The sequence below is a fragment of the Methanomassiliicoccales archaeon genome (assembly GCA_013415695.1).
GTDB lineage: Archaea > Thermoplasmatota > Thermoplasmata > Methanomassiliicoccales > JAAEEP01 > JAAEEP01.
Genome location: JAAEEP010000003.1, coordinates 156,683 through 183,654 on the forward strand (window position 1 = coordinate 156,683; position 26,972 = coordinate 183,654).

General features: G+C 52.2%; 27 protein-coding genes. 12 read left to right on the forward strand and 15 right to left on the reverse strand.

What is annotated here, in order from left to right:
* Positions 1-14 precede the first annotated feature (14 nt).
* The 3 genes from GKC03_02655 to GKC03_02665 all read right to left on the reverse strand — a co-directional run bounded on the left by GKC03_02655 (position 15) and on the right by GKC03_02665 (position 2,334).
* Positions 15-1,016 (reverse strand): DUF835 domain-containing protein, encoded by a 1,002-nt coding sequence (locus GKC03_02655; GenBank protein NYT11436.1) that lies wholly within the window; start codon positions 1,014-1,016, stop codon positions 15-17.
* Between the two features lie 141 nt (positions 1,017-1,157).
* Positions 1,158-1,307 carry a 50S ribosomal protein L40e gene (locus tag GKC03_02660; GenBank protein ID NYT11437.1) on the reverse strand — a complete coding sequence of 50 codons (150 nt, stop codon included), beginning with the start codon at positions 1,305-1,307 and terminating at the stop codon, positions 1,158-1,160.
* A gap of 61 nt (positions 1,308-1,368) precedes the next feature.
* On the reverse strand, positions 1,369-2,334 hold the full coding sequence (locus GKC03_02665; GenBank protein ID NYT11438.1) for a replication factor C small subunit: 966 nt from the start codon (positions 2,332-2,334) through the stop codon (positions 1,369-1,371).
* A 151-nt stretch (positions 2,335-2,485) separates the two neighbouring features.
* On the opposite strand from GKC03_02665, the gene GKC03_02670 reads away from it, so the two are divergent.
* A complete protein-coding gene (locus GKC03_02670) occupies positions 2,486-3,415 on the forward strand; it encodes a TIGR00269 family protein (protein NYT11439.1) in 930 nt (309 codons plus the stop codon).
* On the opposite strand, the gene GKC03_02675 is transcribed toward GKC03_02670, so the two are convergent.
* Both GKC03_02675 and GKC03_02680 read right to left on the reverse strand, forming a co-directional pair.
* Positions 3,400-4,674 carry a serine hydroxymethyltransferase gene (locus GKC03_02675; protein NYT11440.1) on the reverse strand — a complete coding sequence of 425 codons (1,275 nt, stop codon included), beginning with the start codon at positions 4,672-4,674 and terminating at the stop codon, positions 3,400-3,402. The genes GKC03_02670 and GKC03_02675 overlap by 16 nt on opposite strands.
* Positions 4,675-4,780: 106 nt before the next feature.
* Positions 4,781-5,827, reverse strand: coding sequence for a bifunctional phosphoglucose/phosphomannose isomerase (locus GKC03_02680; GenBank protein ID NYT11441.1), 1,047 nt, complete (start codon positions 5,825-5,827; stop codon positions 4,781-4,783).
* A 176-nt stretch (positions 5,828-6,003) separates the two neighbouring features.
* Here GKC03_02680 and ribB point away from each other — a divergent pair, with 176 nt between their 5' ends.
* From ribB to GKC03_02700, 4 genes are read left to right on the forward strand one after another with little or no spacing between them, the layout of a single operon-like run.
* A complete protein-coding gene (gene ribB / locus GKC03_02685) occupies positions 6,004-6,708 on the forward strand; it encodes a 3,4-dihydroxy-2-butanone-4-phosphate synthase (protein NYT11442.1) in 705 nt (234 codons plus the stop codon).
* Between the two features lies 1 nt (position 6,709).
* The gene (locus GKC03_02690; protein NYT11443.1) at positions 6,710-7,165 is read left to right on the forward strand and encodes an FAD synthase; all 456 of its coding nucleotides are present in this window, start codon (positions 6,710-6,712) and stop codon (positions 7,163-7,165) included.
* The gene (locus GKC03_02695; GenBank protein ID NYT11444.1) at positions 7,162-7,644 is read left to right on the forward strand and encodes a riboflavin synthase; all 483 of its coding nucleotides are present in this window, start codon (positions 7,162-7,164) and stop codon (positions 7,642-7,644) included. The genes GKC03_02690 and GKC03_02695 overlap by 4 nt, the downstream gene beginning before the upstream one ends.
* Positions 7,637-8,047 (forward strand): 6,7-dimethyl-8-ribityllumazine synthase, encoded by a 411-nt coding sequence (locus GKC03_02700; protein ID NYT11445.1) that lies wholly within the window; start codon positions 7,637-7,639, stop codon positions 8,045-8,047. Before GKC03_02695 ends, GKC03_02700 begins: the two co-directional genes overlap by 8 nt.
* 31 nt (positions 8,048-8,078) lie before the next feature.
* On the opposite strand, the gene GKC03_02705 is transcribed toward GKC03_02700, so the two are convergent.
* Both GKC03_02705 and GKC03_02710 read right to left on the reverse strand, forming a co-directional pair.
* Positions 8,079-8,315, reverse strand: coding sequence for a DUF3795 domain-containing protein (locus GKC03_02705; protein NYT11446.1), 237 nt, complete (start codon positions 8,313-8,315; stop codon positions 8,079-8,081).
* 40 nt (positions 8,316-8,355) lie between these two features.
* Complete coding sequence (locus GKC03_02710; GenBank protein ID NYT11447.1) at positions 8,356-9,552, reverse strand: aminotransferase class I/II-fold pyridoxal phosphate-dependent enzyme; 1,197 nt, start codon at positions 9,550-9,552, stop codon at positions 8,356-8,358.
* 117 nt (positions 9,553-9,669) lie between these two features.
* Between GKC03_02710 and GKC03_02715 the strand changes: the two genes are divergently transcribed.
* Positions 9,670-11,568, forward strand: a complete 1,899-nt coding sequence (locus GKC03_02715) for a phosphoadenosine phosphosulfate reductase family protein (GenBank protein ID NYT11448.1) — start codon at positions 9,670-9,672, stop codon at positions 11,566-11,568.
* 35 nt (positions 11,569-11,603) lie between these two features.
* Here the strand turns inward: GKC03_02715 and ftsZ are convergent, their stop codons facing one another.
* Both ftsZ and GKC03_02725 read right to left on the reverse strand, forming a co-directional pair.
* A complete protein-coding gene (gene ftsZ, locus GKC03_02720; GenBank protein ID NYT11449.1) occupies positions 11,604-12,854 on the reverse strand; it encodes a cell division protein FtsZ in 1,251 nt (416 codons plus the stop codon).
* A gap of 58 nt (positions 12,855-12,912) precedes the next feature.
* Positions 12,913-14,070 carry a hypothetical protein gene (locus tag GKC03_02725; GenBank protein ID NYT11450.1) on the reverse strand — a complete coding sequence of 386 codons (1,158 nt, stop codon included), beginning with the start codon at positions 14,068-14,070 and terminating at the stop codon, positions 12,913-12,915.
* Between the two features lie 269 nt (positions 14,071-14,339).
* Between GKC03_02725 and GKC03_02730 the strand changes: the two genes are divergently transcribed.
* Entirely contained in the window at positions 14,340-14,699 is a 360-nt protein-coding gene (locus GKC03_02730) for a hypothetical protein (protein ID NYT11451.1), read from the forward strand.
* On the opposite strand, the gene GKC03_02735 is transcribed toward GKC03_02730, so the two are convergent.
* Positions 14,696-15,355 (reverse strand): PHP domain-containing protein, encoded by a 660-nt coding sequence (locus tag GKC03_02735; GenBank protein NYT11452.1) that lies wholly within the window; start codon positions 15,353-15,355, stop codon positions 14,696-14,698. The genes GKC03_02730 and GKC03_02735 overlap by 4 nt on opposite strands.
* Positions 15,352-17,559 (reverse strand): methionine--tRNA ligase, encoded by a 2,208-nt coding sequence (gene metG, locus GKC03_02740; protein ID NYT11453.1) that lies wholly within the window; start codon positions 17,557-17,559, stop codon positions 15,352-15,354. Before metG ends, GKC03_02735 begins: the two co-directional genes overlap by 4 nt.
* Before the next feature lie 188 nt (positions 17,560-17,747).
* Here metG and GKC03_02745 point away from each other — a divergent pair, with 188 nt between their 5' ends.
* Both GKC03_02745 and GKC03_02750 read left to right on the forward strand, forming a co-directional pair.
* Positions 17,748-19,217 (forward strand): hypothetical protein, encoded by a 1,470-nt coding sequence (locus GKC03_02745; protein NYT11454.1) that lies wholly within the window; start codon positions 17,748-17,750, stop codon positions 19,215-19,217.
* Positions 19,218-19,256: 39 nt separating this feature from the next.
* A complete protein-coding gene (locus GKC03_02750; protein NYT11455.1) occupies positions 19,257-21,026 on the forward strand; it encodes a ribosome biogenesis/translation initiation ATPase RLI in 1,770 nt (589 codons plus the stop codon).
* On the opposite strand, the gene GKC03_02755 is transcribed toward GKC03_02750, so the two are convergent.
* Complete coding sequence (locus GKC03_02755; GenBank protein ID NYT11456.1) at positions 21,014-21,655, reverse strand: DedA family protein; 642 nt, start codon at positions 21,653-21,655, stop codon at positions 21,014-21,016. The genes GKC03_02750 and GKC03_02755 overlap by 13 nt on opposite strands.
* 119 nt (positions 21,656-21,774) lie before the next feature.
* On the opposite strand from GKC03_02755, the gene GKC03_02760 reads away from it, so the two are divergent.
* Positions 21,775-22,944 (forward strand): FprA family A-type flavoprotein, encoded by a 1,170-nt coding sequence (locus tag GKC03_02760; protein NYT11457.1) that lies wholly within the window; start codon positions 21,775-21,777, stop codon positions 22,942-22,944.
* Positions 22,945-23,006: 62 nt separating this feature from the next.
* The gene (locus GKC03_02765) at positions 23,007-23,123 is read left to right on the forward strand and encodes a desulfoferrodoxin FeS4 iron-binding domain-containing protein (protein ID NYT11458.1); all 117 of its coding nucleotides are present in this window, start codon (positions 23,007-23,009) and stop codon (positions 23,121-23,123) included.
* Positions 23,124-23,148: 25 nt separating this feature from the next.
* Here the strand turns inward: GKC03_02765 and GKC03_02770 are convergent, their stop codons facing one another.
* Positions 23,149-24,123 (reverse strand): calcium/sodium antiporter, encoded by a 975-nt coding sequence (locus GKC03_02770; protein ID NYT11459.1) that lies wholly within the window; start codon positions 24,121-24,123, stop codon positions 23,149-23,151.
* 182 nt (positions 24,124-24,305) lie between these two features.
* Here GKC03_02770 and GKC03_02775 point away from each other — a divergent pair, with 182 nt between their 5' ends.
* The gene (locus tag GKC03_02775) at positions 24,306-25,202 is read left to right on the forward strand and encodes a PHP domain-containing protein (protein NYT11460.1); all 897 of its coding nucleotides are present in this window, start codon (positions 24,306-24,308) and stop codon (positions 25,200-25,202) included.
* Between the two features lie 34 nt (positions 25,203-25,236).
* Here the strand turns inward: GKC03_02775 and GKC03_02780 are convergent, their stop codons facing one another.
* Together GKC03_02780 and GKC03_02785 are read right to left on the reverse strand one after the other, a co-directional pair.
* A complete protein-coding gene (locus GKC03_02780; protein ID NYT11461.1) occupies positions 25,237-26,646 on the reverse strand; it encodes a dihydrolipoyl dehydrogenase in 1,410 nt (469 codons plus the stop codon).
* 131 nt (positions 26,647-26,777) lie between these two features.
* The coding region (locus tag GKC03_02785; protein NYT11462.1) for a hypothetical protein at positions 26,778-26,972 on the reverse strand (195 nt) is incomplete at its 5' end.

Genomic DNA, 26,972 nt, shown 5'->3' on the forward strand with positions numbered 1-26,972 from the left:
CTGGAATATGAGTGTCAGTCCTGCCCAAGTTCGGAAAGATCCTCTCGCTGCACGATGTAATCCCGGGTATCGATCATCTCCATGTTCCTCTCGAGCAGGGCCATCTCCCTGGTCTCAAGGATTCTTGGATCCACCGATATAAGCAGTCTGGACTTGTACTCCATCACCGCTTCTGAGATATGGTGGATCATTCGAAGCACCTTCTCGAAATCGTTGTTGACTATGAGGAACTCAAGACCGTCGATGAGGACTATGCTCTCACCGCTCTTCTCCACGAACCTGATGATGGTGTCGCTGAGAATCCCGATGTTCGTGGGATTGACGTAGACCTTGCCCACTTTGTTACTCAACCAGATGATCGGGGTCTTCTCCAGCCCCCACCTAGATCTGATGGTACCCGGGTGCTGTCTGGTCACACACAGCCCTTGAATGTCGTGTGTGACCTGGTCCACGAAAACCTGAAAGGATCTAACTGGTTTCTTCTCCTTCACGATGTATCCGAAACCCCGTCTAACGGAATACTTCATGGCAGAAGAGTCCATGCGTTCTTTTCCTGAAGGCGTCTCCACGTTGGCCTTGGGTTTCCCGAACATTCTCGAAATGAAGCCGGGCTTGCTTTCCTCGACCATCACGACCTCGGGTTGTTCAATCGCTTCCTCCAACGCACCTTTTAACCTATCTGAGAGCTCGCGATTGCTGAACGGCTTCCTGATGTAGCCGGCGACCACATCCTGAAGGCCGAAAATGTCTGTTCCAACGTCCGTGGTCGCAGTCAGCATCATGACCTTGATTTCTTCCGTGAGGCCCTTTTCCTTGAGCTTTCTGAGGACAGTCCACCCGTCGATGTCAGGCATGTTGATATCCAGCAGGATAAGGTCGGGTTGTTTTTCCTCAACGGTGTCCAGACATTCCTTTCCACCGGTGGCGGTAACCGGTTGGTAGCCACTGCTAGCCACCAGTTCCGATACCAATTCAAGAACATCCTCGTTGTCGTCGACGATCATAACCCGCTTCATGAAGCTCACTTCGATTCATTCTGGACTGTCAGCACTCAGATACTGAAATAGGTCAGCTCAACATAAAGATGCCGTAGATTTCTCTAAAGAATGAGAAACTATCGACAAGATTGGGTGAATAGAATATTCGAGGAGGTTTACCTAGGACTTACGGCTCTCTTTGGCCTTGGGCCTAAGGTTAGTATATCCGCACTTACGGCAACGAGTTGCTTTAGGAGGGTTCCTAGCGTTGCACTTCATGCAGATCTTCTTGTTTAGAAGCCTCTCATCAGCCTCTTTGAAACGTGCCATAGTACTACTCTCAGCCCACTTGAACAGGAAACTCGTATAAATATGTTGGTGCGGAATGTCATCAGTCCAGGTGGATGTTCTCACCGACAAGCACCAAATGAGCAAGCAGCGCCTCCAGCTGGATACGCTCATTTCCTCCTTCGACGATTCGGAACTCTACCTCTCCCGTCTTATCGATGAGCTTCACCTTCTCGATGTCCGGTATGCTAAGTTCGAAGAAGGTCCGGTGTATCTGCTTGATGATATCCTGACCTGACAAACCATAGGTTATCATGATCTCATCAAGTATTGTTCTGGCCTCGATGAAATCACCTGATAGCGCGGTCTCAAGGAGAGACTTCACCTCTTCCGGCCTTGCGGTGCCCGAGGTCTGGTAGACCACCTCTATGGTTATGTCCTCTCCCAGAGAGGCGGCAACCTGCAAAGAGTTCACAGCTTTCCTCATATCTCCCTGGGCAACATGGACCAACGCTTCAAGAGCCTCATCCGTGATTTTCGCACCCTCTTTCTCAGCAATCATGGCAAGGTAACTCGTTATAGCTTCTTTGGGCAGGGGTCTGAACCTGAAGACCGCACACCTCGACTGGATGGGATCAATGATCTTTGAGGAGTAGTTGCAGGAGAGCACAAACCTGCAGATATGACTGTAACGTTCCATAGTTCGCCTGAGGGCTGCCTGAGCATCCGATGTGAGGGCATCGGCCTCGTCCAGGAAGATAATCTTGAATCCGGTTCCTCCAATTGGAGAGGTGCGAGCGAACTCTTTGATCTTGCCCCTCACCACGTCGATCCCTCTCTCGTCAGAGGCATTCAGTTCCAAGAAATTCTGCCTCCATCCCTCACCAAAAAGCTCCTTTGACATGGCCAAGGCGCATGTGGTCTTTCCCGTTCCAGCCGGACCTGAGAAAAGCAGATGAGGGAGATTGCCTGTTTCGGCGTAGGCCTTCAGGCGATCTACGATATCCTTCTGTCCAACAACCTCTTTGAGGTTCTTAGGTCTGTACTTCTCTATCCATATCTCCCTCATTTGAACCCATTCCGCTTTATGGATTATGTGGTAAAGAATCTTTTGGATGGGTGTATAGAAACTGCAACCAGCTAAGAAGACTCTGAGACTTATTGTTACAATGCAGGTGATAGCAGGAAATCATTATAACGCCAATCTTCCTAGTGATGGCGTGGTAAAGTGCAACAAGTGCGGCCTTAGAGCCGTGACCTTCATCCGATACAATGGCACCCATCTTTGCCATCAGCATTTCGTGGAATATGTGGAGAAGAGGGTCAAAAGGGAGATCAGGAAACAGCTCTCGATAGAGGGCGCAATGAAGATCGCGGTCGGTCTCTCCGGGGGAAAGGACAGTTCCGTTGCATTGGTAATGCTCCAGAAGATACTGGAGGACCATAGGGATGTGGAGATCCATGCCATCTCCGTTGACGAAGGTATAGAGGGCTACAGGCCTCCCAGCCTGAAGAAGGCGGCAGGGCTCACGGAGGAATTAGGAGTGCAGCACCACATCATCCATTTTCAAGACGAGTTCGGTACCAGCATGGACGCGATCGCTCCCCGCTCAGGTTTCAGGACACCCTGTACATTCTGCGGGGTGCTTAGACGAAAATGCCTCAATAAAAAGGCAATGGAAATCGGTGCTAATGTCATCGCGACCGGTCTCAACCTGGACGATACAGTGCAATCGATCATGATGAATTTCACCCGGGGCGATGTGGAACGGTTGGCCCGCCTTGGACCGCATGTGAAGGTGCAGCCAGGGTTAATACCCAGAATTCAGCCGCTTCGCTCTATTCCGGAGAAGGAATCATATCTTTACGCAATACTTGAGGGCATAGGTTTTTCCGACGATACCTGCCCTTATTCTGACCCAGCTTTGAGAAACGATTACAGAGACATCATCGATTCACTGGAGAACCGAAGCCCAGGCTCGAGATTCTCCATATTGGCAAGCTACGATGCCATCGCCCCCTTATTGAGAGAGAGCTATCCACCAGCAAAGCTCAATACGTGCCAATGCGGCGAACCATCTCTGGGAACAAGATGCAAGGCGTGCGAGCTGCTTGACGAACTGAGAGGAATGGATCAGACGAAGTCGTGATATTCGTAGGCTTCCCCCTCGGTGAAGCAGTACTTCACTGTGGTGAAGTCTTTCTTGAGGGCCTTGACACCCTCTCTTACCACCTTGGGGTCCTCTTTCTTCGCCACCACCCTGTAGATCAGGTTGGCGACCTCCTTCATCTCACTCTCCTTCATGCCCACGCGGGTCAGTTCCTGACTTCCCAACCGGATACCTGAGGGCTTGACCGCGCTAATGTCTCCGGGGAGAAGGTTCTTGTTCGTGATGATGTTCGAATCCTCAAGATCCTTGGATGCGATCTCGCCGCCACCATGCTCTGAAACATCGACTGCAATAGTATGAGATTCAGTGAAACCCTTGTGGGGGCAGAGAACCCCCATGCCGAGCTCGAAGAGCTCCTCGCCAAGGGCCTTAGCGTTTCTGATGACCTGATCGGCGTACTGCTCGGCGAACACCTCCTGCTCAGCAAGAGTGATCGCGAGCGCCGCCATGGCATGTAGATGGTGGCTGCTGGTTACGCCTGGGAAGGCGGCTCTCTGCAGGTTCTTCTCAATCTCATCATCAATATTGTTGGCCAATAGTATGCCGTGGTTGGGTCCTGGGAAGGTCTTGTGAGTGCTCGCCGAGATGACGTTGCACCCTTCCCTGAACGGGTCCTGGAACCTCTTTCCGGCAATGAGTCCTAGGACATGGGCGCCGTCGTACCATACCGAGGCATCGATCTCCTGGAAAGTCTCCTCCAGCTCTTTGAGTGGAGTCGGGAAAAGGAATACCGACAGACCGAACTGGCAGACCTTAGGTCGGTACTCTAGCAGTACTTTGATGGTCCCGTCGATGTCGATGTTCATGTCCTCCTCGTTGAAGGGGTAGTTGATAGACTGAACCCCCCTTATTCCAAAGGCCCCGAACTTCGCTGTAGAGATATGAGCACCTTGAGCCAGGGCTGAGCATGAAACGAGATCACCGGGCTTGACTAGGGCAAAGAGAACTGCGATATTGGCAACTGTGCCTGAAGTCGGTCTGACGTCGGCAAACTGACAATCAAAAATCTTTCGGGCAAGCTCCAAGCACTTTAGCTCCACCTTGTCAACGTAGACATTTCCCATGTAGTAGCGCTTTCCTGGCAATCCCTCCGCGTACCTGTCGTGGAAATCGGATACCATCATCTCCTTGGCCAGGGGACTCATTACGTTCTCGGAGGCGATCATGGGGAGCGACTCCTCGAACCACTTATTGTGGGCTTTCACCTGTTCCCTTATCCAGAAAGCGTCTTCCTTCATGGGTTATCGGGCACGACATTATCAATCTGATTATAAAAGTTGTTGGGATTGAGAGACCGAGTTCAACTGGGAGCTTCGATGTCATTTGACAGTGGGTTTCATTCAATCAGATGGAACTGGACATCCTTCGCTTGAGATCCTGGATGGATTCCACGGGAAGGGGGTCCACACCATTCAGCATTGCCAGGTAGTAAGATACGAAGTCGCCAACCATTATGGCCGCCATGAGGTTGTGGATCTTCGTCTCCTCGTTGAAATCCAGTACGACAGGGGATTTTCCCCCTTCCTTCAAGACATCGATTGTGACCGACATTATCTCTTTGATCGAAGGATTGTCCGTTCTCGATCTTAGAAATACCGGACGGCAGAAGGTATCCATGCTACCCTCCATCCATCCCACGATGTGGTTGTGGTTGCACTCAGGTACTTCTCCGGTAAACGCCATCATTTTAGAGTTCTCGTTGATCTGTGTATGCCATCTCAGGGCAGCCGGACTCAACTCACTAGCGGAGTATACGACAGGAACGACGCCCTCCAGATCCAAAGCGGTCCTCTTGGCCAAATTCTCTTCAATAGGAACCTCTGGAACCAATATTTCTTGAAACTTCTTCAGAGGATCCACCAAATGAGTCAGGTTGCTCGCGATGGGGATCACTCCCGCAGTCTCAAGGATGCATGCTGTCGATCCTAGAAGGTATCCCAAAGCCGCCCTGGGTTGAAATCCAGTGGGAACCATGGCGTAGGGTATACCTTCTTCCTCACAGATTTCCATGAGCCTTCCCCCAGAGGTTACCGCGACGATGTTCAATCCCTTACTTTGGGCAGTGTCCAGAACAGTCAGTACTTCCTTGGTGTTTCCCGAGTAGCTGACAGCTATCAGGAGGGTCTCTTTATCAACCCATCCCGGTAGTTCCATCCCTCTGAGCACGGACATATGATATTCAGACTCACGAATGACACAATCGGCAAGGATGTCCCCGCTGATGGCAGATCCGCCCATTCCACAGAGGCAGATGCCCTTTCCTGTAAACTCGACATCAACCTCGGTGCAAAGGGAGGAGGACAGGTGATCAGGGAAACCATTGATCTGATCGATCATTCTCTCACGATCGAGTTCGGACATCCATTCGAGATTGTCCAGGATAGAACTCATGCAAGAGAAAAGGTCCCCAGGTATTAAATCTGTTTCACAAATTTTTTCGAGAACGGGAAATTAATGGGGCGATAAAACCCTTTCATTTCGTGATGTTTCAATACAATATATACCAATTTAACTGTATTTGCACAAAACCCTTTATATGGGTTACTATTGCCAGATAGGCGAGGAACATGACAGCCAAACTTGAAAAAGCCCTGGAGGACCTTAGAAAGGGCAAGATCGTCCTGGTGTACGACGCTGATGACCGTGAGGGGGAGACCGACATGGTCATAGCCTCTGAGAAGGTTACACCAGACACCATCAGGACACTCCGCAGCGATGCTGGAGGTCTCATCTGCACAACTCTTCACGCTGAAATCAGCAACAGGATAGGGCTGCCTTTTCTCGCAGATGTGTTCTCATCGGTTTCCGACAAGTACCCGGTCATGGAACTGCTTGCTCCGAACGACATACCATATGACACCAAGTCCGCGTTCTCCATAACCATCAATCACAGGAAGACCTTCACAGGCATAACCGACACGGATAGGGCATTGACCATAACTGAATTCACCAAGCTCGCAGGCAAGGCCATGGACCACACCAACGGTTGGGCATCCAGGGAACTGGGGAAGAACTTCAGAGCCCCCGGACACGTTATGCTGCTCAACACCTCCAAGGAGTTGCTCTCCACCCGAATGGGACATACCGAACTGTCGACCGCAATGTTGGTGATGGCGGACCTCATCCCTTCCGCAACGATATGTGAGATGATGGGAGACGATGGAAGAGCCCTCTCAAAGGAAAAAGCTAAGGAGTATGCTCGAGATTTCAACTTAGTGTTCCTCGAGGGGAAGGAGATCATAGAGGCTTGGAGGAACTGGGAGGGGGAGTGAGATGGTCCGGGTAATGGCCTCGGGTGTGTTCGATATTCTTCATACTGGACATATTCATTACCTGACGGAAGCTAAGAGCCTGGGCGATGAACTTTTCGTGGTGGTGGCCACCGACAGTACGGTCAGGAAGAAGAAGCACGAGCCCATCACTTCGGAGGGAATGAGGCTGGAGCTCGTCCGTAGCCTCAAGCCAGTGGACCACGCATACCTGGGCAGGGAAGGCGATATCTTCGATATCGTCAAGGATATCAAACCCGACATAATCGCCCTTGGCTATGATCAGCACTTCGAGGAAGAACAGCTTACAAAGGACCTTAAATCGAGAGGGCTTGATGTTAAGATCGTCCGCATCTCAGAATTCGATCACGACCTGAACGGTACCAGGAAGATCATACAGAAGATCGTGGACTGGTACACGTTCAAGAAGAAGATGCAAAAGACGGAGGGTGATCGATGAAGGTAATTGGGATCGTGGACACCACCTTCGCCCGGTACGACATGGGCTCCGCCGCTGCGAAGGAATTGAAAGGATTGGGTACTGGATTCAAGATCATCAGGAGGACCGTTCCAGGCATCAAAGACCTGCCGGTGGCAGCGAAGAAGCTCCTCGAAGAGGAGGAATGCGATATCGCAATGGCGCTTGGTATGCCAGGGAAGGCCGACAAGGACAAGGTGTGCGCCCATGAGGCCTCGCAGGGCATCATCCAAGCCCAGCTGATGACCAATAAGCACATCATAGAGGTCTTCGTCCACGAGGACGAGGCCGAGGACGAGAAGACCCTCGCATGGCTGATGGATAGAAGAGCGAGGGAACATGCCCGCAACGTCTACGATCTACTGTTCAGACCTCAGGATCTCATCAAGAACGCGGGCATGGGACTGAGGCAGGGTTTCGAGGATGTTGGACCTGCAATGGGAGGAAGAAAGCATGGCTAAGTACAAGGTGGGAATCGTGGTCTCGGAGTTCAACTTCGACATCACCTCAATGATGCTGGAGAGGGCACTAGCACACGCAGAGTTCTTGGACGTGGAGGTGCCTAAAGTGATCAAGGTGCCGGGGGTCTTCGATATGCCCTTGGCCATCAAGAAGCTGCTTGAGGACAAGAACATCGACGGGGTCGTGACTCTTGGATGCGTTATTGAAGGGGAGACCGAACACGACCAGATCGTTATCCAGCACGCATCTAGGAAGATAACTGATCTCTCCGTGGAGTACGGAAAGCCCGTTACACTCGGTATAAGCGGACCGGGAATGACAAGGCTCCAGGCAGAGGAGAGAGTGGAAAAGGCGAAGGATTCTATGGAAGCCTGTGTCAAACTATTGAAGATGCTATCCTGAGAATCACAATTAACGCGATCAGCCTTAGTTATCACCAGTTGCTGCAGATCGATCTACGGATTGGGCACTGCTTCAATGCTCTAGAATATGTCCTGCACTTCATGCGTTCGAGGCATCGCAGGCATGTATCGAAACCCTTGCTCTCAATGCACTTGTAGATGGGACATAGGGAGGTAAGCTTGTTCTCGGGAGAACAGCCCTCGCATTTGTTGTACTCTCTTAGGACGCACTCGGAACAGGCATATCCGCAGCCGCTTATCCACATCATTCTATTCTATGACAAGAGACCCCTAATATCCTTTTCCGGTCTACAGGCAATGTTTGATCATGAAGTCCTCAAGCCAGTTGAAGGCTTTCTCCTGAATCTCCAGGGGCGGCAAGGTCACAGATCGGAAGTGTCCCTTTCCGTGATCGGGATCGAATCCAGAACCCGGTACAAGGACGACATGGGCTTCATTCAGGGCGTCCATCACAAACTGCTTGTCGTCCTTCCAAACGTCGCATTCGATCTTGGGAAATATGTAGAAAGCAGCCTTGGGCCTCACCGCACTGATACCGGGCATCTGGTTGAGACGTTTCCAGGCGTATCTCGACCTTTCCTGAAGCGTTCTGCGGTATCCCTCCAAGAAAGAAAGATCTCCTCTGAGCGTCTCTGCGGCGGCGACCTGGGCAGGTGCGTTAGCTGAGATTCGAAGCCCCAGCTGACGGACGATGCCATCCCTAACTTCATTCAAGACGCCGGTCTCGTCCACCATGGCCATGTATCCCACCCTCCATCCAGGGACCAGGTAGACCTTGGAGAAACCGTTGAAGACCATCACCGGTACGTCCTTGGCGAAGGTCGCGGGGGAAGTATGCTCCCCCTCGTAGGTGATCATGTCGTATATCTCGTCGGTTATGAGTACGACATCGTGCTCTCCGGCGATATTGACCAGCTCCTGCAGCGTTTTACGGTCGTACACAGCCCCAGTGGGGTTGTTGGGATTGATGACCACTATTGCCCTCGTTCTTTCGTTGATCTTCTTCCTTAGGTCGTCAAGGTCCGGTTGCCATCCGTTCTCCTCATCGGCGCGATAGTGTACTGGGACCCCTTCATAGAATCGAATGAAGAGGTTATAGGGCGGATAACCAGGCCCGGGAAGTAGTATCTCATCACCCTTGTTGAGGAGGGCTGCCATCGTCATCTGGAGCGACTCGGTCACGCCCGCGGTTATGTAGACATCCTCTGGACCGATCGTGAGCTTGTTCTTTCTGTGCTCCCTCTCGGCTATCGCTTCCCTCAGCTCCCAGACGCCCTCCGTCTCGGTGTATCCATGGTCACAGGTCTCGGCAGCCCTGCAAAGGGCGTCCTTCATCACCTGGGGGGTCTCGAAGTCAAACTTGTTCGGATCCCCGATGTAAAGCTTCAGGACCTCGTGGCCTTGTGCCTCTAGATCCCTCATAGGAAAGACCATATCCGCGATAGCGTAGTTGATGTCCAACGCCCGCCGTGTCGCTTTCATGATGACCGCCCATAAATATTGTAATGTTATTAATTTTCCTCGAGATTGTTCGTTCTAACAGGGATCAGGTATTCGTGGCTGTGCAACCTATAAATAGATGCTTTTCCACTCGCCTCCCGAATGGGCGCGGTACGGCTGGGAAAGATACTCCTCAGATGGTGCGATCATTGTGATCTGCCCCTTCTCGAGGAGGATGTGTGCGGAATATGCGGTTCGGAACCGAAGAAGGTCGAGATGACCCCTCCAGGCGATCCGAGACCAGCGTTCCCTGGTGATATCGAAGTGATCAGAAAGGTCATCGATGACCAGTTTGGGGAAGGATGCGGGCTTGTAGCGATTCCCGATGGAAGAATAGTGCTTCTTAACAAGGTTCCTGCCCTGGACCGGATGGACGAGGTCATCGTGGGTGGTGAGGTCATCGGAGCCCTGCGATACGATCTGGATTCCAGCTGGAGGTTCATCATGAGGATGAACTCCGCCCGGACACTCCAGGGAAAAGCGGTGAAGGGGTGCGTGATCGCTGATATCGGTGCTGTGAAGCCAATTGTGAGTGGAGCCAACCTACTGGCCCCCGGAGTCATCGATGTTCACGAGGGCGTTGTCCCGGGGGATGAAGTGCTCATCCTGGACCCCGATGGAAGGGCCATTGGTACCGGCAATGCCCGCATGTCCTCAGGAGAAATGTTGGAATCTCAAAGAGGTGTCGCCATCAAGACCAGATGGACGGCTGAACCATCTGATTATATTGAGACGGGAAGGACCAAAAGCTGGGATGATGTGGTGAGGGCGAACCAGAGGATCATCGATCGGCGGGTGGAAGAAGCGGTAAAGTTCGTTAGAAAGACCATGGATAGGAACCCTCTTCCCGCTGTGGTCTCATTCTCAGGCGGAAAGGACAGTCTGGCATGCGCCCTCGTGATCGAGGATGCTGGCTTGAAACTTCCTCTGCTTTTCATAGACACCACTCTGGAGTTCCCAGAGACCGTGAGCTATGTTGAGGAGTACGCTTCGGAGAAAGGGTTGGAGCTGAAAAGGGGATCGGCCTCAAAGAGCATTTTCATGGAGAGCGTGGAGCGTTTCGGACCTCCGGGCAGGGATTTCAGGTGGTGCTGCAAGACCAACAAACTTGGTCCTACTGTGAGAACCATCCTAGAAGAGTTTCCTGAAGGCGTCCTTTCTTTCATCGGACAGAGGAGGTACGAGTCACAGAGCAGGTCTGAGAAGCCCAGGATATGGAAGAACCCCTGGGTTCCAGGACAGGTGGGAGCTGCACCCATTCAGAACTGGACATCGATGCACGTCTGGATCTACATCTTCTCCAAGGATGCGAAGTACAACCCCTGGTACGAGAAAGGTCTGGATCGTATTGGCTGCTACGTGTGCCCCTCCGCGGATCTGGGGGAGCAGTGCTTCGTGGAGGAGCACAGCCCGGAATTCAGGCAATACAAGGAGGACCTGGAGGGATTCGCAGAGAAGAGAGGGTTGCCCCTTGAATGGTCCAGTTACGCATTGTGGCGCTGGAGACGTGTCCCCGGTTCCATCAAGCAGGAGTTGTCCAGGATTGGAGTGGAACCGCTTCGCTGTCACAACGTGACCCGTGAAGTGATCGAGCTGAGGTTGGATGAGGCGATAGGTGACGATATCAGCCTTCAGGCGGAGGGGAAATTCAATCTACCCCTGGACTCTGCAACAATGTCCAATTTCCTCACTCTGATGGGAGAGGTGACCAGAGATGGAAATCGGTTCACCGTCGATGGAACAATCATCGAAGATAACCTAGTGATTATTAAGGGCAGGGACAAGCGAGATATACGAACCAAGTCGGAGAAACTGGTCAAGATCGTCCGAAAGGCGGACGGATGCGTAGGTTGCGGTGTTTGTCTCGGAAAATGCAAGAAAGGAGCCCTCCACCTCGAGGGTGGAAGGCTCAGGATAGTGGAGGAGCGTTGCGTACACTGTGGGGAATGCATTGAACCTTGTCCGGCTCTCAGCTTCATCGACGTTGACTTCGAGTTCTAAGCTTCTCCACCATCCACGGAAGATTCATAGCGACTTCATCGAACGAAGTCTATGCCAGTATCATCTCCCGACTGAGCATAGGATGAGGTTTGATTGTATGAGCTCTGCCTGGACATGCTGACCGTGTCCAGCGGTTGCGTGATATCCTCGTATCCGCTGCCTACCAGGTACTTTGACTTCGCTCCAGTGATGATCAGCAGCACCTTGATGGTCCCCTGCTGTTCGGGCTCCACCGAGCATCCCCAGATGATTCTGGCGCGGTCGCTCATCTTGCTGGAAACAATGTCCGCAGCTTTCTCGGCCTCGCTCACAGTCATGTCAGGGCCGCCCACCACTCTTATGAGTGCACCTTGGGCATCCTTCAGGTCAATCTCCCCGAGCAGGGGTGACGAAAGGGCCTCGTTGACGGCGACGCTCACGCGGTCATCCTCATTGTCATTGGCCTCCCCAATGCCAACGAAGGCAACGCCGCCCTCCTTCATTACGGTCTGGATATCGCTGTAGTCCAGATTCACCAGACCAGGCTTTGTTATGATCTCGGTTAGGCCCTTCAGAGTCTGCATAAGCACTTCGTCAGCCACCTTGAAGGCGGCGTCCACCGGGAGCTTGGGTACCAACTCAAGCAGCTTGTCATTAGGAATAACGATCGTGGTATCGCAAAGCATGCGGAGCCTGTTGAGTCCCATGAGAGCGTTCTCCATTCTAAGGGCGCCTTCGGCCTTGAAGGGCAATGTGACCACTCCAAGAGTCAACGCCTGGAACTGCTCCTTGGCTATCCTCGCCACGTAGTGAGCCGAACCGGTACCGGTCCCACCGCCCATGCCAGCGGTTATGAATACAATGTTCGCGCCGTTCAGGAAATCCCTGATTTCCATGTCGTTCTCCCTGGCGGCCTGCTCACCAACCTGGGGTATGGCTCCCGCTCCCAGTCCTCTGGTGAGAGTCCTGCCAATAAGTATCTTCCTTGGTGCGCGAACCGTAAGCAGGTGCTTTGCATCAGTGTTCAACGCGCAGAGCTGAGCTCCGTCGATGCCACCGTCAACACACCTATTGATCGTGTTCGAACCGCCGCCACCACATCCAACGATCTTGATGCAAACGTCCAATTGATCCGCAATGGCGCGTAGCTCTGCATCAATCTTAGAATTCGCGGAGTCCTGTGGCGGCACGTACTCCTCAGTCTTGGCTTTCGATTCCTCGTAATCTGCCAAGGCATTTCTGACTAATGAATTAGGCAAAGGTGCATCCCTCCCTTGTGACAAAGAGGATATCTTGGATATAAACATATCGTGTGTCCAGCATACTTCAGAAAAGGTTATTTCAAACCTTCTTAGGCACCTAGATTCAATCGGTGTCAAGTATCTTCATGATGATCTCAGGCCACAAGACAATGTGAATGCTAGGATCGTCCTCGTAACGTCTGAAGTAATCCTGATATATCTTCTCAATCGGATCTGGAATCAATGATGCAGTGAGCTTGAGGCAGACTATGCCAACGGTATAAAGGCCAAATATGGCTGACTGGTCCCCCTCTTTGATCCTCTCGGCTATCTCTTCGTGGTAGAAATCCTTGAGGTCCTCTCCCAGGAAGTTCACCATGGTATCCATGGCCTCTGAGTTCTCCCCAGCTATCGTGTAGGAGGTTACCATATTCATTAGTTCCTGGAGTGCGGTAAGGAGCCAGACATCAGTTCCCGATATGTCCACTGGCTCCATGCTTGGCCTGGTGTCAGTGACCTTATTGATCGTCTTCCCGATGTTCGTTAACTCTTTCCTTATCAAGGACTCTCTTGACCTTCCCTCAATTATCGTCCCGGTTTCGTTGTAATCGCGGGTCTTGCTGGCCCTGATGGCCCTCTTGATCGGCTCCTCGATATTTCCAGGATAGACACCCATCCTGGTGAGTTCAGGAGCCATCCTGAGCACATCGACCAGATAGTTCTTCAGATGCTCCACGCTGCGTATGCGGTGCTTGATCAGGTCCAGGCAGGTGGCTATATCCTTGATCGCCTCCATAGTCCTTCCATCTAAGTAGGCATTCCTCGAAACCTCAACCAGTGCCGAGATGTCGTTCACTGGGATGCCTTTCTTCTTTGACAGGGCCATGAGGATTAGGGTTTGTTCAAGGAACGAGACATAGGTAGTGGAGTGGAAGCCCTTGGTATCTCCTAGGAACTTGAAAGCGTTCCGTCTGATGTCCCTGTCCGGGTGCATTATGAGTTCAAGGAGAGCCACCATGGCCTCCTTCCGCTTGGTTATTTCTACAAGGGTGTCACGTACGCTGTCGGCCACTTTGGTATCTTTGTGGTTATAGTGGGAGAATAGAACCAGGAGGGTTAATTCGGGGTCGCTCTCCCCGTAGTCGACCATCTTCTTCTGCATAGTAAGTCGATTAGCGGGAATGGGTGACCTGAATGAAAGAAGCATTTCTTTCTCTATCTGCGAAGCCTCCTTCTTGCGCTTCTTACTTCCCATAAGGCTCTTTAACTTCCTCTCCGCCATCTGAATATCAGCTACACCGAACTGAGTACAAATATTTTACCGCCTGAGAATAAAAAATAATAGAAACCTGGACATCGATTTGATCGGGGACATTATACTGCAGTATCGAAGGTCGAATACGACTTACATTTCCTAGGTTCAGACTAGGCTTTGATCGTTCAACATCAGCCTCTCATCCATGATATCCAGTGTTGTATTTTTATATGAAAAGCTTTTTATTCTCTTGGTTCAATCATGTTTAGAATCCTCTGAGGAGAGCGTGGGTTAACATGGTTGAATGGTCAAAAGTGAGCGATATTTTGGATGAGATCCGCGCGCTGGAATCTGTTCTTGATGTTTCCTTGATTTCAAGGGGAGGCATGTACGTCATGGGAGACCCCCCTTCAGGAGTGCATCAGGAGACTTACGGTGCCATGTCAGCCATAATCATGGGAGCTGCTGAGACCACTTCCTCCGAGCTGAAAGATAGCCTGTACAATATTATCATATGCCTTGCAGAGAGGAACTTGGTGCTCGCGAACATCGGTACCAGATACATGATCTCCATCGCCCTACTTCCAGACAGCGATGTGGGCTCTGCCATGAGCGAGGCAAGGGAAAGGATAACCCGACTCGAAAAGGCCCTTTAAAGCCTTCTCATTCCCCTTCCTAACCATTCTCCGATGCACTTGGTGCCGTAAGAAAACGATCCTCCAAGAGGTCTGCCCTCGCCCCAGATCCCTGTTCTTCCCTTGATTATGGAATATACCAGATCCTCCGCCGTCTGGCAGTCATCAGGAAAGACCGTGCAAGCCTTTCCAATCTCATCTAGGGTGTGGGCGTCACTTCCCCCGATGACCGGGAGATGCAACGAATTCGCCAATCGCATTGCCTTCTCGTTCGCCCCCCTTAAAGAGCGGCCGTTGAGGGCCTCCAAAGCGTCGAAATCATTCTCCCTGATGACCTTCTCACCCAATCCTGACCAGATGCGGTACGGATGTGATGCGATCGCGATCCCGCCCGCCTCTTTTATCCTCTCAATGGTCTCAGCCGTCGATAGATCTCTTTCGATCTCCTCAGATATGTTGAAAGCCAGGATGTGCCCCTCGTTCGAAGTGATCTCCATTGCCTTGAGAACGATGATCTCGTTGACCAATTTCACCGATTCCAACGAGCCTTCAAGCGAATTGTGATCTGCAATTGCCACCGCTCCCAGCCCTATCTCCTTGGCCCTCTCTAGAACCTGAGCTGGTGTCTGTGCGGCATCTCCAGAGAATACAGTGTGGATGTGAAGATCAGCCCTCATCTGACCTTTGCCCCGCTGCCAATATCACGGTCGATAGTAATTGCCACCCTTCCCTCAGTGTACAGAGCGAGGGCGCTGTTAGCATCGGGAGAGGGCATGAACAGGGCTACTTTCTTGGGCATCGCCAGATCATTCGGTGCCTTGAGTGAGACATCTTTTCCCACATCTGCCTTACCTTCGGAAGCGGTGCCTATGCGAAGAGTGAGCTTCTGGAATTCCTGAAAATCCAATCTCTTGGACGATGACGACATTCCACTGTTCACCCGCTCACCTGGCTTGGCGTCGCCAGCAGGTGTGAGCAGCACAACGTCATCTCCTTGGTCAGCAGCTAGAAGCATGCCTTGTGATCTGATGCCTCTCAGCTTCGCGGGCTTCAGGTTGGATACCACCACGATCTTCTTTCCTACCAGATCCTCTAGCTCGTAGTAGCCTTTCAATCCAGCTACCAATGTGATGTCCTCACCGATATCGACTTCCAGCACCAGTAACTTCTCCGCTTCTGGATGGTTGCTTGACGACTTGATCTTACCCACTCTGAGGTCCAGCTTCTCGAAATCCTTGAAGACCATATCCTCCCTCTCTATCATTACCTTGGCGAAGAGCGGCTTGGGGATCATAAGAGACTGCCCATCATTGATCGGGGTGGCGATCATGTCCCATCCCATCTCCATGACGCTCTCCTCGAATCCCAGGAAGGACCAAAGCCTCTCGGATGAGGAGGGAAGGAAAGGATAGCTCATGACCGCCAGAGCCTTCACGATCTCCAGATTAAGATTCAGAACGGTCCCACAGCGCTCTTTGTCCTCCTTGATCAACGCCCAAGGTGCTACCGAATCGAAGTACCTGTTACCGAATTGGGCCAGGTCCATGACGGCTTTGAGGCCTTTCTTGAAACTGCAGGCGGAGAGGTTCTCGTCCATTTCGTCCCGATAGGAGATTATCTCCTCCATGACCTTCTTCCTCTCCTCATCGGTACCTTTGAAGGGAGGAATCTCCCCGAAATGCTTGTGCGTGAAGCTCAGAACACGGTGATAGTAGTTACCCAGGGTTGCCACGAGCTCGTTGTTTGTACGGGTCTCGAAGTCCTCCCAGGAGAAATCCGCGTCACGGTTCTCAGGCATATTTGCCGAGAGATAGTAGCGAACAACGTCCGCATCGAAGTTCTCCAAGATACTCGGGATGTCGATGTTGAGGCCGCGGCTCTTGGAGAACTTGTCCCCCTTGAAGGTGAGGAACTCGTTGGCAGGCACATCATACGCGAGGTTGAGACCACCATAACCCATCAGGATCGCTGGCCAGATGATGGTGTGGAAAGGGATGTTGTCCTTGCCCAGGAAGTAGTAGTGCTTCACCTCTGTATCCTTCCAGTACTCTTTCCACTTGTCAGGCTGTCCTATGAGCTTGGACCACTCTTTGCAGGCTGAGAAATATCCTATGACCGCCTCGAACCATACGTAGATGACCTTGTCCTCCCATCCTTCCAAGGGAACGGAAACGCCCCAGGACATATCCCTGGTTATGGCGCGGTCCTCTAGACCATCCTCCAACCAGTTCTGAGTGAATGTCTGGACATTGGGCTTCCACCAGGTCTTGTCGCTAACCCATTCTATAAGCCGGTCCTGGAAGGCGCTCAACTGGAAGAAATAGTGCTCCGTCTCCCTGAGATCGGGCATAGTACCGCAGTGAATGCAAACTGGTTCCTGCAGATCACCGGGTTCAAATGTCTCTCCGCATTCCTCGCATTGATCGCCCCTGGCCTTTGTATTGCACTTGGGGCAAACTCCCTCGACATATCGGTCTGGAAGGAACTTATCACAGTCCGAGCAGTAGTATTGCATGGTCTGCTTCTTGTATAGATGTCCTTTCTCCAGTAGCTTGAGGAAGATGTCGTGTACCACTTCAAAATGGTTTTCGGTATGGGTCTTGGTGAAGAGGCTGTATGTGATGCCTAGGTCCTCTATCGCCTTGAGGTTCATGCGGTGGTACCTCTCCGCAACCTCGTCGGGCGAGAGACCCTCCTTCTCCGCCCTCACAGTGACGGGGGTTCCGTGCATGTCGGAACCAGAGACCATGAGGACATCGTTTCCTTTTATCCTAAGGAATTTGGTGAAGATGTCTGGAGGCAGGAGTGAACCGGCTACATGCCCGACATGAATGACCCCATTGGAGTAGGGCCATGCTGTGCATACCACGTATTTCGCCATCGATACCGATTGCGAATCGTGGACGTAGGATATAACTGCTGGGGATGTAACTCAAGGATTCCAGGACCGAAAGAAATTGAATTCTAAGGCTAATGCTTCTATTTTGGGAGTCTGGATACATAATGAACATACAATCCTGCTTTTTAATCGAAATCGATAAATCTTAACATATCGTAAAGGCACCCCACATGAGTGAGAGCTTGGAAGAGCTGGGCGGAGGTGCGGAGCGTTTCCTCAGGGAATTGAACAGGGAAAGGCTCCAAGTCTCGATTGGGGAGAAGGAATCGACCGACAGCTTCTCTGTGTTCCAGCGCCACGCTTACCTGTTCGATCTCTTTCTCATATCCGACCTGGGCGAATGGCGAAACCGTGAGACCGGTGAGAAGAAGAAAAGGCTGGCATACCTTCAGCAATTCCTTCAAAAGAACTACCCTCTGGCCATGGTCTCCGACCTGTCAGATCTGTTCGAGGAGAAGGGGACGGTAAAGTTCTCTTCTTGTAAGCCTCCACTCCATACGATCTCGGACGGATACTATTTTGCCCGATCACCAGACAGGGAGGAAAGAATGGGGGCTTGGCATCAACGCGAGAAGATGCTATGGATCTTGAATCCCATACTGGAGAAGCGGCTCGTTGGACTGCACAAGGCGAGCCGGGAGCTTGGATATCAGGGCCTGGTAGATCTATCGCTGGAGGTAAGAGGATTTGACATAGGATGGCTTACCGAAACCATCGAGCTGATACTGGACCGGACCGAAGGGCTGTACCTGGACATGCTGGAGAGCTTCCTGCCAGACTCCCTTTCTATGGATGAGATGAAGCAACATGACATGCTCCATCTTCTCCGGGGGGACGAATTCACGGACATGTTCCCTGCCGGGCAGATATGGAACTCCTTGTCATCAGCCCTCTCGGGTTTCGGGGCTAATCTCGGTGTGATTGGGAACCTTCGACTTCTCAGTCCTGGCTGTGGGGGTCCGCAGGCCCTTCCGGTCAGGATACCGAATGAGGTTTACCTGTTCATTGAGCCGAGCGGGGGATACCTGGACTACCTACATCACTTCGGAGAGGCGGGAAAGGCGATCCAGATGGGGAGCACATCTCCCGACATGCCTGTGGAGTTCCGCTATCTGGGAGATCCTGCTATCCCGGAGACATTCGGCCTGCTGCTCCAGAGAATCATCTCCACCAGCCCCTGGCTTGAGGGAAAGGGCGGGAAGGATGACATAGTGCGGTTCAAGAGGCTGTTCTACCTCCACCGCATCTACGAACTCAGAAGACTTGCCGCCCTCCTACTTTACGAGATGAGGGTCAACATGGGCTCCCCCTCCACTGCCGATGATATGTACTCTTCAATCATGGAAGAGAAGCTGCACGTTGCACACAGTAGAGAGGACTGCTTGGTCGATATACTCGTGCCATTCCGATCGGCCGACCGCCTAAGGGGATTCATCCTTGAGGCAATGCTCCGAAAGGCTCTGCTGGAGAAGTGCGGTGAGAGATGGTTCTCCCACCCGGCCGCAAGGGATATCGTCTCAGAGATCTGGTCATGGGGCGGTCGCTTCGGTCTGGATGAGCTTGCTAACTCCATTGGTTACGCCGAGCTGGACATAGAGCCATTGGTAGAAGAGATCGAGGATAGAATACGCCTCGTTTAGACAATCAATTTTAAATGTGTCCTGGCTGTTGCTGGAGATATGCGCATAGCGGTGGTGCTCAAGGACCGATGTCAACCCAAGAAGTGCAACCTTGAGTGCATCAAGTACTGTCCCAAGGTGAGGACTGGAGTGGAAGTCGTCAAGCTGGGTGAGAAGGGGAAGCCCGACATCTCGGAGGAGCTCTGCGTAGGATGTGGCATCTGCGTTCACAAGTGTCCGTTCGATGCGGTCAAGATCATTGGCCTTCCTGACGAGCTGGAAGGAGAGATCGTCCACCAGTACAGCAAGAACGGTTTTCGTTTATACCGTTTGCCAGTGCCCAAATCGGGCATGGTCACCGGCATCCTCGGACCCAACGGTATCGGGAAGAGTACCTCGATCGGATTGCTTTCCGGATCGGAGATCCCCAATCTTGGACTTTACGAAAACCCACCAACCAGGGAGGAGGTGCTTGATCACTTCAGTGGCACCGAACTCCACGATTACCTGGAGAGAGTATTCGCCGGGGATGTGCGCACTTCGTTGAAGCCGCAGTACGTAGACAAACTGCCCTCGGTGCACAACGGTAATGTACGGGAGCTACTGGAGAGGATCGAGGAGCGCATGACAGTCGGACAGGTCGCTGGGCTATTGGACCTCGAGGAAGCTTTGGACAGAGAGCTGGGGAAGCTCTCGGGAGGAGAGCTTCAGCGGGTCGCTCTAGCTGCCAGCATCATGAAGGATGCAGAGGTGTATTTCTTCGACGAGCCCTCGTCCTACCTGGATATCTATCAGAGGATGAAGGTGGCCCGCCTCATAAAGAAACTCAGTGAGGAAAAGCAGGTGATGGTGATCGAACACGACCTCGCCATTCTCGACTTCCTAGCGGACAACACGTACCTCGTATACGGATCTGAAGGGGCGTTCGGGGTGTTCGCACATCCACGCCAGGTGAGAACCGCCATTAATGCCTATCTCGACGGATACCTCAGGGAGGAGAACATCAGGTTCCGTGACAACAAGATCGAATTCCACACCCATCCTCCGAAGAGTGAGTGGGATACCGCGACTCTGATCGAGTTCGGGAATTTTGGAGTGGAGTTCCCCAATTTCTCGCTCATGGTCGACCCTGGAGAGATCAAGATCGGCGAATCCGTCGGAGTTGTGGGACCTAACGCCATAGGAAAGACCACCTTCGTTAAAGTACTGGCAGGGGTGTTGGAACCATCCTTTGGAACGCTGGAGAGCGGTATCAAGGTGAGTTACAAACCACAGTACATCACGCCCGATTTCGATGGCACTGTGAGGGAGCTATTCCACTGCTACGTTAAGGAGTTCTTCGATTCTGGATTCTTCCAGACCGAGGTCGAACATCCTCTTTCCCTCAAACACCTGCTGGAGAAGAACGTGACGACTCTATCCGGCGGAGAGCTACAGAGGGTGGCCATCGCACTTTGCCTGGCTAGAGACGCAGACCTCTATCTCCTTGACGAGCCCTCGGCGTACCTGGACTCAAGCCAGAGGATGAACGCGGCCAAGACCATTCGCAGAGTCATGGAGAAGAGGGGGAGGAGCGCTCTGGTAGTAGATCACGACACCTACTTCTTGGACATGGTATCCGATTCCATGATGGTCTTCTCGGGTGAACCGGGGGAGGGTGGTGTAGGAAGAGGACCGTTCGACATGCGTACTGGGATGAACATGTTCCTCAAAGAAGTGGATGTCACCTTCCGCAGGGACAACGACACCCAGAGGCCAAGGATTAACAAGCCCGATTCCAGGCTGGACAAGGAGCAGAAGTCGAAAGGCGAGTACTACTATTCGAGCTGAGGCTCGTCCTTTGATTCCTCGCTGACATTTCTCTTTCTGTAATAGAAGAAGTAGTACACGACCAGCACCACAGCTGCAACGATTATCAGCACTTCGAATGGCTCGAAGAAGGCCAATATGGCCTCCCAATCCGGACCAAGAAGATATCCCGCATAGGTGAGAGCAAAACACCATATGGCCGATCCCAGCGTGGTAAGTATCGTGAAGGTGACCACGTTCATCCTAGCGATCCCGGCCGGTATGGATACGAATGTTCGCAGGACCGGAAGAAGGCGGGTGAAGAAGACCGCTGTAGCTCCATACTTCCTGAACCATCTCTCCGCGGAATCCAGGTGCTTCTCCTGCAGCAGTACGTACCTCCCGTACCTGAGGATCAGGGGACGTCCGCCGTAGTATCCGATATAGTAGGCGACCAGGGACCCCAAGGTGCATCCTATGGTCCCAGCTATGGAGGCGATGATCCAATCCATCTCGCCTTCGAAGGCGAGCCAGCCGGCAAACGGCATCACCACCTCGCTGGGAATGGGCAGGACCATGCTCTCCAGCCCCATCAATAGGACGATACCAGGGTAACCCAGCGCAAGGATGACGTCCTTGATGAAGGTGGCCACGATCTCGATGATCCCCATCGAATCAACCAAGCCGTTTCAGATTATTATAACCTGTCAAAGACGCCCGGAAGAGAGTAAAGGATAAAGGGTGTCTCTTACCCTCATTATTATGGGTGTGAAATACGAAGGCTCACGAGATAGCGGAAGATGTACATTGGGTCGGGGCAATAGATTGGAATCTCAGGAACTTCCATGGATACACCACTCCCAGGGGAAGTTCGTACAACGCCTACCTTATCACTGACAACAAGAATATTCTCATCGATTCTGTGAAGACCACGGTCTTCAGCCAGCTTCTGGAGAGGGTATCCTCGGTAATAGATCCATCAGAGATAGACCTGATAATCTCAAACCACACGGAGATGGATCACTCCGGAACTCTGATGAGGATGCAGGACTTGAGCGGGGCGGAAATCCTGGCCTCAAATAAGGGGAGGGAAGGCCTCTCCATGCACTTCCCCAAGCTAAAGGTCAAGGCGGTGGAGGATCTCCAGGAGATCGAAACTGGAACAAGGACCGTTAGGTTCATCGAAACGCCCATGCTCCATTGGCCTGACTCCATGTTCTCCTTCCTTGTGGAGGATGGTATCCTGTTCTCGATGGATGGTTTCGGTCAGCACTTGGCCTCGGAGAAGAGGTTCGACGATGAGGTGAATAATTGCATACTCATGTACGAGGCGGCCAAATACTACGCAAATATCCTGATGCCCTTCGGCAAGAAGTTCCTGAATACACTGGAAAAGGTCAAGGACCTTGACATCAAGATGCTGGCGTGCTCTCACGGTCTCATTTGGAGAAGCGGGATCCAGGATATCGTTGGCTCATATGTATCATGGGCGAATGGAGTGACCAAGGAGAAGGCGGTGGTGGTGTACGACACCATGTGGAACTCCACCAAGATGATGGCCGAGGACATTGCGGAGGGTATCGCCTCCAAGGGAATGGAGGTCCTGGTCTTCAGGATGTCGGACACCGACAGGAGCATGGTCATGAAGGAGATTCTGGATGCTAGGGCTGTTGTGATGGGTTCCCCCACGATAAACAACTGCCTTTTTCCATCGATGGCAGACGTTGCCACCTACATGAAGGGGCTCAGACCCAAAGGAAAGCTTGGCGCGGCCTTCGGCTCCTATGGATGGGGCGGAGGGGCTGTGAAGGAGCTAAGGGACCACATGGAGAAGGGAGGCTTGGTGATGCCCTTCGATGATCTCCAGATGAAGTACAGGCCCAGTGACGAACAAAGGGCTCAGTGCTTCGAATACGGGCAGGTTATCGGGGAAAGGATGGTCGATTGGGAAGGACAATAACTTCTTGGTCGGGGGAAAAGGTAAAAACACCATCAGAATCGTATCTAACCCGGTGAACAACCTTGACTGAGGTAGGTGAAGTTTACGAGTGCGAGGTCTGCGGGAACGTTGTAAAGGTGGTCGAGGCCGGGGGTGGAACCCTGGTTTGCTGCGGCGAGGACATGGTTTTAAGGAGCTGAGGCGGGCCACCTTCCTTTTATTTTTTCAGAATAGCCCCGTTCTGCTCGCCAGAAGTACTATGTAGGTGGCGTACACCAGCAGGAAGATGGATCCCTCCAGGCGTCTGATGGACCCCCTGCAGACTATCATAACAACCAGTAACCCTCCCAACAGCAGCATGACCGGAAACTCCAGGAAGAGCAGTTCGCTGGGCACGAATATGGGGCCAATCAAGGACGCCAGTCCAAGAACGAACAGGCTATTGAAGATGTTACTTCCAAGGATATTCGACACCACGAAGGCGGACTCGCATCTCCTGGCAGCGGTTATGGATATGGAGAGCTCGGGAAGCGAGGTGCCGAGGGCTATGGTCGTAAGACCGATAACGACCTGATCGATCCCGAGACCTTGGGCAATCTCCACCGCGCCCCAAATGATGGCCTGAGCTCCCATGATGAGTATCACCAAACCAATGATCAGGAACAGTATCTGCCTGAGCCTACCACCTGTGATTATCTTCTCCTCGATCTTCTCGACTTCCTCCTTCTGTACCTCTTCTGAAACAGGGTGTTTTTTCATCAGGGTGTAAAGGAGCTGACCCATGAACACCGCCATGAGTGCTAGAAGCAGAATTCCTCCCACCCAGGTGTAACCCCCCAGTATAGCCATTAAAGTGATCAGTATCAGGGATAGGAGCATGAAGCCCAGCTCACGGGTGAGCAATCCCTCCCTTATTATGAACGGACAGAAGAAGGCCGAGATGCCCAGCACGAGACCGATGTTTGCGATGTTGCTTCCTATTATCCCTCCAAGTGCTATCTCAGTCGATTCTGTGGCAACCGCCGTGATGGCAAGTGCGGCCTCTGGTGCGGACGAACCGAAGGCAACGATGGTTATCCCCACCACGAAAGGCGGAATCCCTAGGAGTATGGATAGCTTGGCTGCTCCATCCACCATCCACCTGGAACCAAGGTAGACGAAGGCGAATCCTACCAGGATAACTAGAGCAGCGACTATCAAAAAACGCCCCCTGACCATTGAGAGATTTAGGAATACTTCATCGTTTGGTAGGTGACATATATTGTGTTCTAGCAGTCAATTTCGAAAACATCCTAGAGAATTCCCAAAAAATTCAATCGTCACTCTTGATAGCGCAAATAGAATACGATTAGTATTTAATAGATAAACCGTTACATGCTTTAATGATGTCGAGGGCCGACATCCATGTCCACACTCGGTACTCGGGTGTTGGGAAGCTCGGACCGCTTCGGTTCCCCGAGTCCATCTCAGATCCTAAGGACGTGGTCAAGAAGGCCCACTCCATGGGATTCAGGGTAGTCTGCATAACGGACCACAACTCCATAGAGGGAGCTCTAATAGCAAAGGAGAACGCCAAATCCTACAAAGACATCGATGTCGTGGTCGGAGAGGAGATCACTTCCGTTGATGGCGAGATCATCGGTCTGTTTCTCAGCGAGGAAATTCCTTCTGGACTTTCGATCGAAGAGACGATCCGAAGGATAAGGGAACAGGGAGGATTGGTAATCGCCCCTCATCCCTTCAGCCTTCACTGCCCCGCATTGGGTAGTAGAATTAGTGAACTGGACATCGACGGAATAGAGATTCTGAACGCGGGTCACATCGACGGCTATGCCAACAACAAGGCCTCCGAATGGAGCGATCAAAGGCTATGGGCCAACCTGGGAGGAAGCGATTCCCACACTCTCAGCACCATTGGAGACGCGTATACTCTTTTCGAAGGGGAGACCGCTGAGGACCTCAGGAGATCCATTCTGAAGAAGAGCACCGATGTCAGGGGTGGCGCCTGGCGCCTGGAGAAGGCCATCCACTGGAGCATTGGTGTCGTGCTGACTTCAGACGTGCTACTTCTCAAGTCGATGCTCGGACTTATCCGCGAGGCGGACATGCACGATCCCATCGTTTCCAAGATAAGGGTCATGAAGACCGGCAAGAAGGTACTTGCTCTAATGGGTTCAATCCTCTATCTCTTACCACCTATCCCATTCCTGTGCGGGATCACAGGCAAGCAGTTTCTCAAGAGAAAGGCCCGCATCCAGCAGACTGAAAGAAAGCGTTGATACAATTCATTTCAGTTCTAGATCGTTGCAGCAATCAATGCTGATGCTCGTGTTCATGATGGTGCCTTGGATCGTGAAGCTTGCCGAACGCGGCAGCCACCACTTCACTTAGCGCGGGATGGATGATCTGGCTTGCAGCCAGAGGTCTGTAGGTTCGATCACCACAGTTCATCAGATAGACTATGGGCTGCACAAGTATTGCGGCGTGGGGACCGGCCACGGTGGCTCCCAGTATCTCAAGCGTGTTTCCATCGAGGATGACCTTCACGAAACTGTCCTCGTCGGCCATAGCATAGCCCTTGGCGGTGCTGTCGTAACTGCTGTGTCCCACCAGCACAGGACGTCCAGATTCCATGACCTCTGCAAGTGTCATTCCAACACCTGCCACCTGAGGATATGTGAAGATCGCGTGGGGAACAGCATGCTCGTCGAGCTTCACTTTCATGTCTCCGTATGCGTTGATCCAGGCCACGTCGCTCTGGTAATTGGCGGTATGCCTGTACATGGTTCTCCCCAGAACATCTCCGAACGCCCATATCCCGGGCTGGCTTGTCTCTAGGTACTCGTTGACGATGATGTACCCTTTGTCATCCAGATTGACGCCTGTATTCTCCGGGTGAAGGAGAGGAGCGTTGCTTATCACGCCTGTTGTGACCAGAATCTCCTCGGCCCTTGACTCCAACGATTCCCCCACGTCACGATCCTCGTGAACGACGACCTTCTCCCCGGAGTCAGACCACACCTCGGCTGTATCCCTATTGGTGTGCACCTCCATGTAGCGACCTAAGGTGTTCTTGACCAGCTCGCTGGCCTCGGGCTCTTCTTTCGGAATTAGCCTGCGGTTGTGGCCCACGATGGTCACCTTTGTGCCAAAAGTCGAGAAGAAATGAGCGAACTCACAGGCCTTGTAACCCCCGCCCAAGATGATAAGGCTATTTGGTATGTCCTTGATGTCGAATATCGTCTCAGATGTCTGGTATCCCGTCTTTTGCAAACCATTAATGTTTGGAATCCTCGTCCGCACGCCACATGCGATCATGATCTTGGGAGCCGTGATCTTCTTCTCCCCCACTTTCAAAATATGCTTGCCCACGAACTCCCCGGTCTCATGGTAATAGTCAAGACTCTCGTCCTCAGCCACTCCCTCTTCCATCTGGTGTCTGTCCCCGAGCACCAGATCCATCATCCTCTTGCGAACCAACTTGAAATCGAGGTCCTTGATGCTTGCATTCACTCCCAGCTTTTGGGCGTGTTCGATCTCCCTCACCACGTCAGCCGGATAAATCATGATCTTGCTAGGAATGCAGCCTCGGTTGAGACAGGTACCACCCATGGTACCGTGCTCCACCAACGCCACCTTGTAATCCTTTCCCCTAGCCCTGGCGGCAACGTTCATCCCTGCGCCTGAGCCGATAACTATGAGGTCATACTTCTTCTCAAACATCGTACTCCCTGAGAAATAGTGAGTTGGTTGGTATAGAAACTTACCTTCATCTCTTGAATTCAGAATGGAATCCTGATCATCATCTTGGCTCAAGGAATGGAAAATGAAAGGAAGGAGTTTTGTTGGGTCAACTACTCGCTGATAGCCCTACCCTGCTTGCCAGGGATTATTCCCTGCTTCTCCAAGAACCACACCAGAATCAGGGTGAGGGTCGAGAGAGGTAGCGCGATTATGAGAGGATCAACCACTTGCCATGGCATACCCAGTACCGCTGGCTTGCCGAAAAAGAATTCCGATAGGCCAAGTACGGAACTCTCCTTCACATG

Bases quoted from the DNA above. Each gene is read 5' to 3' on its own strand.
- GKC03_02655 (NYT11436.1), bottom strand. From the start codon at position 1,016: ATGAAGCGGGTTATGATCGTCGACGACAACGAGGATGTTCTTGAATTG.
- GKC03_02660 (NYT11437.1), bottom strand. From the start codon at position 1,307: ATGGCACGTTTCAAAGAGGCTGATGAGAGGCTTCTAAACAAGAAGATC.
- GKC03_02665 (NYT11438.1), bottom strand. From the start codon at position 2,334: ATGAGGGAGATATGGATAGAGAAGTACAGACCTAAGAACCTCAAAGAG.
- GKC03_02675 (NYT11440.1), bottom strand. From the start codon at position 4,674: ATGAAGGAAGACGCTTTCTGGATAAGGGAACAGGTGAAAGCCCACAAT.
- GKC03_02680 (NYT11441.1), bottom strand. From the start codon at position 5,827: ATGAGTTCTATCCTGGACAATCTCGAATGGATGTCCGAACTCGATCGT.
- ribB (NYT11442.1), top strand. From the start codon at position 6,004: ATGACAGCCAAACTTGAAAAAGCCCTGGAGGACCTTAGAAAGGGCAAG.
- GKC03_02690 (NYT11443.1), top strand. From the start codon at position 6,710: ATGGTCCGGGTAATGGCCTCGGGTGTGTTCGATATTCTTCATACTGGA.
- GKC03_02695 (NYT11444.1), top strand. From the start codon at position 7,162: ATGAAGGTAATTGGGATCGTGGACACCACCTTCGCCCGGTACGACATG.
- GKC03_02700 (NYT11445.1), top strand. From the start codon at position 7,637: ATGGCTAAGTACAAGGTGGGAATCGTGGTCTCGGAGTTCAACTTCGAC.
- GKC03_02705 (NYT11446.1), bottom strand. From the start codon at position 8,315: ATGATGTGGATAAGCGGCTGCGGATATGCCTGTTCCGAGTGCGTCCTA.
- GKC03_02715 (NYT11448.1), top strand. From the start codon at position 9,670: ATGGGCGCGGTACGGCTGGGAAAGATACTCCTCAGATGGTGCGATCAT.
- ftsZ (NYT11449.1), bottom strand. From the start codon at position 12,854: ATGTTTATATCCAAGATATCCTCTTTGTCACAAGGGAGGGATGCACCT.
- GKC03_02725 (NYT11450.1), bottom strand. From the start codon at position 14,070: ATGGCGGAGAGGAAGTTAAAGAGCCTTATGGGAAGTAAGAAGCGCAAG.
- GKC03_02730 (NYT11451.1), top strand. From the start codon at position 14,340: ATGGTTGAATGGTCAAAAGTGAGCGATATTTTGGATGAGATCCGCGCG.
- GKC03_02735 (NYT11452.1), bottom strand. From the start codon at position 15,355: ATGAGGGCTGATCTTCACATCCACACTGTATTCTCTGGAGATGCCGCA.
- metG (NYT11453.1), bottom strand. From the start codon at position 17,559: ATGGCGAAATACGTGGTATGCACAGCATGGCCCTACTCCAATGGGGTC.
- GKC03_02745 (NYT11454.1), top strand. From the start codon at position 17,748: ATGAGTGAGAGCTTGGAAGAGCTGGGCGGAGGTGCGGAGCGTTTCCTC.
- GKC03_02750 (NYT11455.1), top strand. From the start codon at position 19,257: ATGCGCATAGCGGTGGTGCTCAAGGACCGATGTCAACCCAAGAAGTGC.
- GKC03_02755 (NYT11456.1), bottom strand. From the start codon at position 21,655: ATGGGGATCATCGAGATCGTGGCCACCTTCATCAAGGACGTCATCCTT.
- GKC03_02775 (NYT11460.1), top strand. From the start codon at position 24,306: ATGATGTCGAGGGCCGACATCCATGTCCACACTCGGTACTCGGGTGTT.
- GKC03_02780 (NYT11461.1), bottom strand. From the start codon at position 26,646: ATGTTTGAGAAGAAGTATGACCTCATAGTTATCGGCTCAGGCGCAGGG.